The 11,909-nt window shown below is 68.3% G+C and carries 7 protein-coding genes; 3 read left to right on the top strand and 4 right to left on the bottom strand.

Translation table 11 applies throughout. The features are described from left to right. Positions 1-11: 11 nt before the first annotated feature. Positions 12-554, bottom strand: coding sequence for a hypothetical protein (locus VNF92_13455; GenBank protein HVA58883.1), 543 nt, complete (start codon positions 552-554; stop codon positions 12-14). A 243-nt stretch (positions 555-797) separates the two neighbouring features. On the opposite strand from VNF92_13455, the gene VNF92_13450 reads away from it, so the two are divergent. The 3 genes from VNF92_13450 to VNF92_13440 all read left to right on the top strand — a co-directional run bounded on the left by VNF92_13450 (position 798) and on the right by VNF92_13440 (position 8,606). Then, entirely contained in the window at positions 798-4,295 is a 3,498-nt protein-coding gene (locus tag VNF92_13450; protein ID HVA58882.1) for a PDZ domain-containing protein, read from the top strand. A gap of 228 nt (positions 4,296-4,523) precedes the next feature. Further along, positions 4,524-8,072 (top strand): glycoside hydrolase family 38 C-terminal domain-containing protein, encoded by a 3,549-nt coding sequence (locus VNF92_13445; protein ID HVA58881.1) that lies wholly within the window; start codon positions 4,524-4,526, stop codon positions 8,070-8,072. Between the two features lie 63 nt (positions 8,073-8,135). After that, entirely contained in the window at positions 8,136-8,606 is a 471-nt protein-coding gene (locus VNF92_13440; GenBank protein HVA58880.1) for a c-type cytochrome, read from the top strand. Here the strand turns inward: VNF92_13440 and VNF92_13435 are convergent. The 3 genes from VNF92_13435 to VNF92_13425 all read right to left on the bottom strand — a co-directional run bounded on the left by VNF92_13435 (position 8,603) and on the right by VNF92_13425 (position 11,894). Further along, positions 8,603-9,514, bottom strand: coding sequence for a PhzF family phenazine biosynthesis protein (locus VNF92_13435; protein ID HVA58879.1), 912 nt, complete (start codon positions 9,512-9,514; stop codon positions 8,603-8,605). The genes VNF92_13440 and VNF92_13435 overlap by 4 nt on opposite strands. A gap of 79 nt (positions 9,515-9,593) precedes the next feature. Next, positions 9,594-10,565, bottom strand: coding sequence for a pyridoxal-phosphate dependent enzyme (locus VNF92_13430; protein HVA58878.1), 972 nt, complete (start codon positions 10,563-10,565; stop codon positions 9,594-9,596). 330 nt (positions 10,566-10,895) lie between these two features. Next, positions 10,896-11,894 carry an ornithine cyclodeaminase family protein gene (locus VNF92_13425; protein HVA58877.1) on the bottom strand — a complete coding sequence of 333 codons (999 nt, stop codon included), beginning with the start codon at positions 11,892-11,894 and terminating at the stop codon, positions 10,896-10,898. Positions 11,895-11,909 lie beyond the last annotated feature (15 nt).

Here is an 11,909-nt window from a genome sequence, read left to right as displayed (position 1 = left end):
AGAGTCAGGGTTCAGCCGCCGCGTCGTCCGAGGGATAGGTCAGCGCACGCCATCACGTCGGACTCGTCGGCCCCGCTGGTGCCCGCGTCGAACACGTTGACGTGGTACGTGCCGACGGTCGGGAAGGGGAGTGAAACGACCTCGTCCAGGCGGCCGCTGCCATTGCTCATGGTCATCTCCGGGAACTGCGCAACCGTCATCAGCGGAAGGGTGTTGGAACCGCACGCCCCCGGGGCCATCGCCCAGGGCAGACGCACGGGATCGGTGACCGGAAGGTTGGCCGACATCCGGACGCGGATCTGCGCCGGGTTCGCCGCGGTGATCACCACGGTTCCCGACGCCTGGTTTCGCGCCAGTTCCCCGCCGAACGTGCCGCTCTGCTGCTGCGTGGGCCGGAAGTTTCCCGACCACTGAAGCACGGCCGGTCCGAGCTTGCCCGAAGCCGCGTCGGCGGCAATGGACTCGGATGCGGCACCGCCCTGGCTCGATGCGCACCCACTTGCCGCGAGGGCCAGCAGGCCGAGCGAGGCCGCACATACGGTATTGAAGCGCACGAACACACTCCTTGCTGATAGGGAATGAAGCATAGCATACGGGCCTGCGGACCGCGGCGAAAGAGCGGTGGCGCGGGCGCCGCCGGGCGCGTCCCCATGGCCCGCGTCCCGTCGAGCCTGACGCTCCCACGGCCTAGCAGATTGCGGTGCCGCGCGTCATGCTTAGCGCGTTCGTGCGCGGCCGGGATCGCCCGACCGGGGCGGCGCCGCACACGAGTAACCCCGCACCGGCCTGGCCCCCCCATGTCCCGACTCCGCCGTCCTCTCCCCATCAGCCGTACCCGTGCCCTCGCGGGGCTCGGGTTGGCGCTCGCCCTCCCCGTCTCGGCAGCCGACGCCGGCGCCCAGACGCGCATGCTCCGCGCGCCCACGGTGAGCGCCACCGAAATAGCATTCGCCTATGCGCAGAACATCTGGGTCGTGAGCCGAGCCGGCGGAACGGCGCAGATGCTCACCGCTTTCCAGGGGCAGGCCTCCGACCCGCACTTCTCCCCGGACGGCAAGCTGATCGCGTTCACGGCGAACTATGCGGGGAACGCCGACGTGTACGTCGTGCCCGCCACGGGTGGCGAGCCCAAGCGGCTCACCTGGCACCCGGGCAACGACGAAGTGACCGGGTGGACACCCGACGGCAAGCGCGTGGTGTTCTCGTCGGGACGGGCTACCGAGGCTCCCACCGGCGCGCCTCGGTTCTGGACGATTTCGGTGGATGGCGGCGTGGCACTGCCAATGCCCATGCCCCGCGCCTTCCAGGGACACATCTCTCCGGACGGCCGGTACGTGGCCTATCGAATGAACAACTCTTGGGACGAAGAGCGCCGGAACTACCGCGGAGGCCAGAACCGGCCGATCTGGATCATGAATCTCACCACGTACGACGTAGTCACGCCCCCCTGGAAGGATTCCAAGGACATGGAACCGGCGTGGGTGGGCAAGATCGTGTACTTCATCTCCGACCGCGACGGCGTGGCGAACGTGTGGTCGTACGACATGGCGACCAAGGCGCTCAAGCAGGTCACCGACTACTCCGACTACGATGTGAAGACGCTGGACAGCGGCGACGGCGTACTGGTGTTCGAACAGGCGGGGTACGTGCACGAACTGGACCCCAGGACGGGCAAGGAACACGTGGTGGATATCACGGCCACCGGCAACTTCCCGTGGATGATGCCGCACTGGGAGGACGTCTCGGGGCGCATCTCCAACCTGGCGATCTCGCCCACCGGTAAGCGCGCCCTGGTCGATGCGCGCGGGGAGATCTTCACGATTCCCGCCCAGTACGGCAACGTGCGCGATCTCACGAACACAAGCGGCGCCGCCGAGTTGAACCCGGTGTGGGCGCCCGACGGAAAATCCATCGCCTACTTCAGCGACCAGTCGGGTGAGTTCCAGCTCGTGATCCGCGACCAGGACGGCCTCAATGCGCCGCGGTTCATCAATCTGCCGCATCCCACGCACTACTACACGGCGCAATGGTCGCCCGACGGCAAGTATATCCTGTACACCGACACGAACCTGCACCTGTGGGTGCTCGACGTGGCCACCGGCACCGCCAAGGAAGTGGGTGACGATCCCTGGATGGTGCCCACGCGCACCATGGACCCGGTGTGGAGCCCCGACTCGCGGTACATCGCGTACGTAGCGCACCTCAATTCGCTCTACCATGCGGTGTTCACCTATGACATGCAGACGGGCAAGACCAACCAGGTGACCGACGGGCTGGCCGACGCCGTCTCGCCGGCATGGGACGCGAGCGGCAGGTACCTCTGGTTCCTGGCGTCCACGGACTATGGCCTGCGGTCGCAGTGGCTGGACATGTCGAGCTACGACCACACAGAGACGTTCGGGCTCTACCTGGCGGTGCTCGACAAGACCGACGCCACGCCGTTCACGCTGCGCAGCGACGAGGAGACGGGCGCGCCGGCGATGCCCATCGAGACCGGTGGTCGTGGCCGCGGCCGGATGGGGCGTGGCGGCGGAGTGGCACGGGGCGGTGACGAGGCCAGCGCCGACGCGGACAACCCGCCGGTGGCGCCGCGAGCGCCAGTGCACGTGCAGATCGATTTCGATGCCCTGCAGAGCCGGGTGTTGGCCGTGCCTGGTGTTCCGCAGGCGCAATACTCCCAGTTGAAGGCGGGCGTCGCCGGCAGCGTCTACTACTTGCGTGCCGGGACGAATGCCGGCGGTCGCGGGGGCGCCGGGGCCGGCGGTGGCGGGGCGGAGCTACTGCGGTACCGGCTGAGCGACCGGCGCGAAGCGCCGTTCGTATCGGGCGTGGCCGATTACGACGTGAGCCTGGACGGCCACAAGCTGCTCTACCGCGCGGCCGGAGGGGGTGGGGGGCGCGGGGGCCCCGGGGCGGCGGGAGGAACACCGAGTGCGCCGTCGCTGTTCATCGTGGACGCCGACCGCACTCCGCCGCCGGCGGGCCAGGGGCGACTCGACGTGTCGCTGCGCATGTATCTGGATCCCAAGGCCGAGTTCCGCGAAATCTTCTATGCCGACTGGCGCCAACAGCGCGACTACCTGTACGTGCCCAACCTGCACGGCACCGACTGGCCGCGCATGAAGGCGATGTACGGGGTGCTGCTACCCTACGTGAACCATCGGGCAGATCTGAACTATCTAATGGACATGATGGGTGCCGAGATCGCCATCGGGCACTCGTTCGTACGCGGCGGCGACATGCCCGAAGTCCCACGCACCACCACGGGGCTGCTGGGGGCCGATTTCACGGTACAGAACGGCCGCTACCGCATCACGAGGATCTACGACGACGAGAGCTGGAACCCGGATCTGCGTGCCCCGCTCGCCGTGCCGGGGCTGGACGTGCACGTGGGCGACTATCTCGTGGCCATCAACGGACAGGATCTTGCCGGCACCGACAACATCTACCGGCTGCTCGATGGCACGGCCGACAGGCAGACCGTACTCGCGGTGAACGCGCAACCATCGGCTGATGGGGCGCACGACGTGACCGTGCTGCCCGTGGCAAACGAACAGTCGTTGCGCAGCCGGGCTTGGGTGGAGAACAACCGACGCATCGTCGATTCGCTGTCGCACGGCAAGCTGGCGTACGTGTATTTGCCGAGCACGGCGCAGCCGGGGTACACGTACTTCAACCGCTACTACTTCTCCCAGCAGAACAAGCAGGGAGCCGTGATCGACGAGCGGTACAACAGCGGCGGGTCGGCGGCCGACTATATCATCGACGTGCTGCAGCGCGGCTTCGACGGCTACTTCAATAACGTGGCCGGCACGCGGGTTCCGTTCACCAGCCCCGAAGCGGGGATCTGGGGCCCCAAGGTGATGATCATCAACGAAATGGCCGGCTCGGGCGGCGACCTGATGCCATGGATGTTCAAGTCGCGCAAGGTGGGCACCCTGGTGGGCAAGCGCACATGGGGCGGGCTGGTGCACACGGCCGACACGCCCCCGTTCATCGACGGCGGGTCGGCGATCGCGCCGCGCGGTGGGTTCTTCGGCACCGATCACAAGTGGCACGTGGAGAATGAAGGCACGTCGCCCGACGTGGACGTGGAGGATTGGCCCAAGGACATGATCGCCGGACAGGACAAGCAGTTGGAGACCGCGGTGGAAGTGGCGCTCAAACAGTTGGCCGAGCACCCGGTGAAACGCGACTCGGTGGAGCCACCCTACCCGACATGGGGCAAGCGGATCAAGCCGCTGCCGCCGCTCAAGAGTGGGGGCGGGGGCGCGGGCGCGGGCGGAAACAACTAGCGAGTCTCTGCGATGGCCCGGTCCGGCAAAGGTGAGCCGGCCGGGCTTGGCGTGTCTCATCGCCTCCGAACGCACGGCCGCCGGACGGCTCAACGGGACCTTAACGCGGGTGCCGGTTGTGACCGTGCAGCGCGGGCCGTAGGTTCGAAAAAATTGGTCCGCTGCGCGCGGGGCAATCGATCGGGCCGGATAGCCGTGCCCGAGTGGACTTCACGAGGTCGAATCATCATGCGTCACGCCATCCATCGCGCCGGCACGGCCGCCGCGCTTCTCATCACGCTGGCCACCTTCACCCGCTCGGCGAAGGCGCAGGAGCCCGTGGCCGGCCCGACGGGAGGGCCGCCGCCGCTGGGCTCCGTACGCGCCGCCGCTCCGCGCGACGTGCTCCGGCTCCGTCCCGACCTGGCCAAGGATCCCACGCTGTACGTGGTGGGCTACGCGCACCTCGATACGGAGTGGCGGTGGGAATACCCACAGGTGATCGATGAATTCCTGCCCAAGACGATGCATGACAACTTCGCGCTGTTCGCCAAATATCCGCATTACGTGTTCAACTTCAGCGGAGCCAACCGCTATCGGATGATGAAGGAATACTGGCCCATGGACTTCGAGCGGCTGAAGGCGTACGTCGCGTCGGGCCAGTGGTTCCCCGCGGGGTCATCGATGGAGGAGGGCGATGTGAACGCGCCGTCGGCCGAAGGCATCATGCGCCAGATCCTGTACGGGAACGAATTCTTCCGCCGCGAATTCGGCGTGGCGAGCCAGGAATTCATGCTCCCCGACTGCTTCGGCTTTCCGTGGTCGCTGCCGACGATCCTGGCGCACGCCGGCATCAAAGGCTTCTCTACGCAGAAGCTCACCTGGGGCTCGTCGGTGCCCGATCAACCGAGCACGCCGGCGGGGATGGAAGGCAAGGGCGTGCCGTTCAATGTCGGGCGGTGGATCGGCCCCGACGGCAGCAGCGTGATCGCGGCGCTCAATCCCGGAAGCTACAGCGGCAACGTGACGGACGATCTCACCACCGACACGACGTGGGTCAACCGCGTGGACCGCGATGGGGAGAAGTATGGTGTGTACGCCGGTTATCACTATTACGGCACCGGCGATACCGGCGGCGCACCGAGTGAGCGTTCGGTGGCCGAAGTGGAGAGGAGCGTCACCACGAAAGGGCCGCTGCACGTGATCTCGTCCAGAGCCGATCAGATGTTCCAGGATATCACGCCCGCGGAGGCCCAAGGCCTGCCGAGCTACGACGGCGAGATGGAACTCCAGAACCACTCGGCGGGCTCCCTCACGTCGCAGGCCTATCAGAAGCGATGGATTCGCGAGGAGGAGTTGCTGGCCGACGGAGCCGAGAAGGCGTCGGTGGCCGCCGAGTGGCTGGGCGGACGGGCCTATCCCATGCAGCGACTCGACGACGCGTGGACGCTGGCGATGGGTGCTCACTTCCACGACCTCGCGGCGGGAACGGCCACGCCGCGCGCCTATACGTTCGCCTGGAACGACGACGTGATCGCGATGAACCAGTTCGCGAGTGTGCTCGCGAGCGGCAGCCAGGCGGTGGCCGCGGCGATGAACACCGACGCCCAGGGCACGCCCGTCGTGGTGTACAATCCGCTGAACATCGCGCGGCAGGAAGTGGTGCGAGCCACCGTGCCGTTCGCGCGCGATCCGCGCGGGGTGAGTGTGGTGGGGCCCGACGGGCAGGCCGAACCGGCCCAACTCGACTCGTGGAAGAACGGCGAGGCACACGTCCTGTTCGTGGCCGATGCTCCGTCGGTCGGGTATGCGGTATATGACCTACGCTCGACGCCGGCTCCGGCGGCGGAATCGCCGCTCAAGGTGAGCGCGCGGTCGTTGGAGAACGCCGAATATCGCGTGACGCTCGACGACGCTGGAGACGTGTCGAGCATCTTCGACAAGACGCTGAACAAGGAGCTGCTGTCGTCGCCCATTCGCCTGGCGCTATTGGAAGACACACCCACCCAGTGGCCGGCGTGGAACATGGACTTCGATGATGAGCAGCGCGCGCCGCGAACGTACGTGGGAGCGCAGGGCCCGGCCGACATCCGGATCACGGAGCGGGGTCCGGTGTGCGTGTCGCTGACCGTGACGCGCACGGTGGACAGCTCGCGGTTCGTGCAGACGATCAGTCTGTCGGCGGGCGATGCCGGCGAGCGCGTGGAATTCCGCAACGCGATCGACTGGCATATGCCGGCCACGATGCTGAAGGCCACGTTCCCGTTCACCGCGTCGGACAGCGTGGCCACCTACAACTGGGATGTGGGCACGATCGAGCGCGGCAACGCCTATGCTCGCAAGTTCGAGGTGCCGTCGCACCAGTGGATCGACCTCACGGATCGCGGCGGGGCGTACGGAGTCACCGTGCTCACTGACGACAAGAATGGGTCGGACAAGCCGAACGACCATACCATCCGGCTCACGCTGCTCCGCACGCCGGGGCTGAGCCCGCAGGGCTATTCGTACTCGGACCAGGCGTCGCAGGACTTCGGGCATCACGAGTTCATCTACGGCCTGGCCGGCCACGCCGGTGATTGGCGTGCCGCCCAGACCGACTGGCAGGGCTATCGGCTCAACGATCCGATGAAGGTGTTCGTGACCCAGAAACACCCCGGGCCATTGGGGCGCACCTTCTCGCTGTTGCGCGTGAACGACAGCCGGGTGCGCGTGATGGCGCTCAAGCACGCCGAGGCGAGCGACGAATATGTGGTGCGGATCACCGAGATGAGCGGCCAGCCCCAGCCCGACGTGCGGCTCACCTTCGCGGCGCCGGTGGTGTCGGCGCGCGAAGTGAACGGGCAGGAGCAGCCGTTGGGGCCAGCCACGATCGAGAACGGCGCGCTCGTGACGTCGCTGACGCCGTACACGATCCGTACCTTCGCCGTCAAACTCGGCCCGGCGCCGACCACCGAGGCCGCGCCAACCTCCCAGGCGGTGTCCCTCGAATACGACGCCGCGGTGGCGAGCAACGACGCAACCCATTCGGTGGGCGGATTCAACGCGGCCGGCGAAGCCTTGCCCGCCGAGATGCTGCCATCAGAGATCGATTATAGTGGGGTGACCTTCCATCTCGCCCCGGCGGCGAGCGGTCTGCCGGATGCCGTCGTGGCGCGTGGCCAGCGGATCACGCTGCCGGCGGGTGACTACAACCGCGTGTATCTGCTGGCGGCGTCCGACAGCGGCGACCGCACTGACCCATTCCAGGTGGGCGCGGCCAGGGCGCCGCTCGACATCGAGGCATGGGACGGTTTCATCGGGCAGTGGTACGATCGGGGATTCAAGGAGGTACCGGCACCGCCGCCGTCGGCCGAGGAAGCAGCGGCCCAGCAGCGGCGCTTCCAACAATTCCGCGTGCGCCAGGACTCGCTGTTCCACATCCAACTCGATTCGGTGCGGGCTGCGGGCGGCGATACGCTGCTCGTGGTCCAGGCGCACGAGGCCCAGGAGGCGCGCCGCCGGAACGGCGCCGCGCGCCAGCGGATGCTGGAGGTCATGGACAGCCTCACCCCGGGCTTCATCAAGCGGGCGCCGGTGGCGTGGTTCGCATCGCACAAGCACACCGCGGACGGCAAGAACGAGGCGTATGCTTACTCGTATTTGTTCGCGTATTCCATGGATCTGCCGGCCGGTGCCCGGATCCTCACGCTCCCCAACGATCCGCACGTGCGCGTTCTGGCGGTGACGGTGGCGCACCAGGAGGCGTCGCTCACCCCCGCGCATCCCCTCTACGACACTCTCAAACCGAGCAGCCCGTAGCGGAGTTGCCGGCGAGCGTCCCGGATACAAGATTTGCCGCAACCACCTCAACGGATGTCGTCCATGACCGTGGGTTTCCATGTCCGCCTGGTGTTCGTTCCCATCGCCGCCTGGGGGCTGTTCGCCTGTGGCGGGTCACACAGCACGCCCGCCGCGCAGGTCCCGGCCCCCGTTCCTGGGCCGGCGGCGTCGACGGCCATGGCGCAGGCCGGCGGTGCCGGGCTGCCGGCCGGCGTCACGGCCGCGATGGTCAGCGCCGGCGATTCGCTGTTCAACGCCCCGCGCAGCTGCAACGGATGTCACGGCAAAGGCGGCACCAACGGGCGGAATGGCCCCGACCTGACGACGGGCAAGTACGAGCACACCGACGGCACCTACGCATCGATCGTGAAGATCGTGACCGGCGGAATTCCGAAGGATTCGATCAAGCACCCGCAGCACCGGTTCCCGATGCGTCCGCGCGGCGGCCATGACTACACCGACGAGCAGATCAGGACACTCGCCGCATACGTGTGGACGCTGGGGCACCACTAGATCGTCATCGTCCCCTCGCACACCACCACGCTGCTGCCCCCCACACGGACGCCGGTGATCTGACCGGCGGCCTTGTCGGTCTCGACCTCGAGGATGCTGGGGCGTCCCATCTCGAACCCCTGTTCCACCACCCAGCGCAGGGTGCCGTCGGCCTGCGCGCTGCGCATGCCGAGGTATCCGCCGAGGGCGGCGCAGGCGCTGCCGGTGGCGGGGTCCTCGGTCACGTTGAGGCCCGGGGCGAACATGCGGGCGCGGATGTCCGAGCCGTCGCGTTCGGGGTCGAGGGCGAAGACGAAGATCTCCCGGGTCCAGTAATCGCCGAGCAGGCGTTCCCAGGCGTCGAGGCGCACGCGCGCGCGGGCCACGGCGTGGCGGTCGACGAGCGGTACGAACAGGAAGGGAAGGCCGCACGAGACCGCGCCGGGCGCATACACGTTTTGTAATATGTCCGCCGGCGCAAGCGACAGGATCTCGGCCAGGGCCACCGGTGGGGGCGGTGTCGGGCCCGTCTCGGGCAGCTTGGCCACGGAGAGTTGGGCGAACGCCGGGTGGCCGCCTTCGGCGCGGATCGTCACCGGGACGGGGCCCACGCCCTCCTCGAACACGATGCGTGTCGTGGGGCCCATGAGCCTCACCTCGCCGAGGTGGGCGAGCACGTGCGCCGTGCCCACGGTGGGGTGTCCGGCAAAGGGCATCTCGCGTTCCGGCGTGAAGATGCGCACGCGCCGCGTGTGGCGCGGGTCCTCCGGCGGGAGGACGAAGGTCGTTTCCGAGAAGTTGAATTCCCGGGTGATGTCGAGCATCTGCTCGGGCGGGATGTCGCGGGCGTCGGGGAAGACCGCCAACTGATTGCCACCGAAGCGGCGGTCGGTGAAGACGTCGGCGGTGACGTACGGAATGGACGGCATGGTAGGAGAGTAGGACGGTGGGACAGTAGGACGGTAGGACAGCAGGACGGTAGGGCAGTCAGGCCGCCCTACAGCGAATCTAGGGAACCTGGCCGTTCAGAATCTGGGCGAGCTTTCTGGAATCAATGTTCCCACCCGACACGACGCACGCGACTCGCTCGACCCCGAGATCGTGCGCCAGCGCCGCGGCTACGGGCGCGGCGCCGGCCCCTTCGGCGATCACCCGTGTGCGCTCGGCGAGCATGCGCACGGCGTCGGCCACCTGGCGCACCGAGACGACGATCGACCCAGCCAGCACCTCGCGCGCCAGCGGCCAGATCTGCTCGAGCACCGTCTTGCCGCCGATACCATCCACGAACGTGGGCGTGTACTCCACCGCCACCGGCCGGCCGGCGGCGAGCGATGCTGAGAACGGCGCGGCCGTCTCGACCTCGCAGGCATACACGCGGACGCCGGGGCGGAGGGCGTGCGCCGCGCACGCGATACCGCAGGCCAGCCCGCCGCTGCCGTACGGCACGAGGATGGCGTCCACGTCGGGCAGGTCCTCCACGATCTCCAGGCCCGCGGTAGCATTTCCGGCGATCACCGTGGGGTCCGCGCCGGGGTGGATGAACGCCCCTGTCTCTCCCGGCACCCCGAACTCGACAATGGCCCGCCACCAGTCGGCGAATGGAACCCGTACGACGGTCGCCCCGAGCCGGGCGATGGCATCGAGTTTGGTCTGGGGAGTGTGGTCGGGGGCCACGACGCGGCAGGGGACGGCAAGTTCACGGGCCGCCCAGGCGACCCCCTGCGCCATGTTTCCGGCGCTGACGGTGTAGACTCCGCCGGCGAGCGTCTTCGCGGGGAGCAGACGCATGGCGTTGAGCGCTCCGCGAAGCTTGAACGACCCGATCGGTTGGAGCGTCTCGAGTTTGAGATGGATTTCCGAGGGCGCGTCGGAGTGCAGGCGGACGAGCGGAGTCCGGACGGCAGTACCGGCAATCCGGGCGCGCGCGGCCTGGATATCTGCCAGCGGAATCGGTTTCAGGGGCGGATGCGGCTCGGGCAAACGATGCTCCGGCGATGATCGGGGGCGCCGAACGTTAGCGTTGTGTCATTCCCGGCCGGGGGCTCAGCGGACGGGCCCCGGGAAGTGTACTGCATGAGGGGCTGCGGGGCGTGTCCTGGGTAGCCTCCTCAGGGCGGCCAGCGGGCGCAACAGGGCGAAAACGGCGGGGAAGCTGAGGGGGAAACAAGGGCAACAGGCCCAGGCCGCTCAGGCGGGCGGCAGGGGCCAGGGGGGCGGGGCGGGGGGCAGCTGGCCCCGAGTCGGTAGGGTCTGGGTGGCCATGCGTAACCGGCGGGCGGGGCCGGTGGGGGCGGCGTACCGCGCATCGCCTCAGTCGGTGGGGCGAAGGCCGCCCATGGCGATTTCGGCGCCCACGCCTTCGCGCTCGGCCCGCTCGTACACGTGGCACGCCGCCGCCAGGTCCTCCACGGCGAGGCCGAGCGAATCGAAGAGCGTGATCTCGGTGGCGGACCCACGGCCGCGCGCCTTGCCGATGAGGATCTCGCCGAGTTCCGCCACCACGTGCTGCTCCGAGACGAGTCCCTCGCGCATCGGCACCAGAAAATCGGCCGATTCCTTGAGCAGCGACTCGCGGCGATCGGCGAAGATGCGCGACCGGGCCACCGCGGCGCTGTCGAGTTCGCGGGCGTCGGGCTGCGAGGCGCCCACCGCGTTCACGTGCATGCCGGGTTCCAGCCACTCGCCGCGGAGCACCGGCTCGCGGGCGGAGGTCACTGTGCAGACGATGTCGGCGCCGCGCACCGCATCGGCGGCCGATTGGCACACCTCCACGCTGGTGCCATGGACCCGCCCGGCCCACGTGGCGAAGGCGGCGGCATGGGCGGTGGTGCGGCTCCACACGCGCACGCGCGTGATCGGGCGCACGAGGGCGGTCGCCTCGAGGTGCGTGCGCGCCTGCACGCCGCTGCCCAGGAGGGCCAGGGTGGCGGCGTTGTCGCGGGCGAGGAGCGCCGTCGCCACGGCCGACACCGCCGCCGTGCGAATGGCGGTGATCGAGGAGGCGTCGAGCACGGCCACGAGCCGGCCGTCGCGCGCGTCGAAGAGCAGCACGGCGCCCTGGTGCGAATCGAGATCGGTGCCGTGGTTGCCGGGAAAGACCGTGATCATCTTGGCGCCGAACGCCCGCAGTGCCGACGAATACGCGGGCATCATGGCGAACACGTTGTGGGTGCCGGGAATGCGGAGCACCGGCCGCAGGGGCAGCACCACCTCGCCCCGCGACAGCGAGGCGAGGGCGGTTTCCATGAGCGGAATGCATTCGCGCATGGGAAGGAGCGACTTGACCTGTTCCTGATTGAGGATGCGCATGGAATGGCCGGTACC

This window comes from Gemmatimonadaceae bacterium, from assembly GCA_035533015.1.
GTDB lineage: Bacteria > Gemmatimonadota > Gemmatimonadetes > Gemmatimonadales > Gemmatimonadaceae > JAGWRI01.
This window is presented reverse-complemented; position numbering and strand designations above follow the sequence as displayed.

Bases quoted from the DNA above. Each gene is read 5' to 3' on its own strand.
- VNF92_13425 (HVA58877.1), bottom strand. From the start codon at position 11,894: ATGCGCATCCTCAATCAGGAACAGGTCAAGTCGCTCCTTCCCATGCGC.
- VNF92_13450 (HVA58882.1), top strand. From the start codon at position 798: ATGTCCCGACTCCGCCGTCCTCTCCCCATCAGCCGTACCCGTGCCCTC.
- VNF92_13435 (HVA58879.1), bottom strand. From the start codon at position 9,514: ATGCCGTCCATTCCGTACGTCACCGCCGACGTCTTCACCGACCGCCGC.
- VNF92_13440 (HVA58880.1), top strand. From the start codon at position 8,136: ATGACCGTGGGTTTCCATGTCCGCCTGGTGTTCGTTCCCATCGCCGCC.
- VNF92_13445 (HVA58881.1), top strand. From the start codon at position 4,524: ATGCGTCACGCCATCCATCGCGCCGGCACGGCCGCCGCGCTTCTCATC.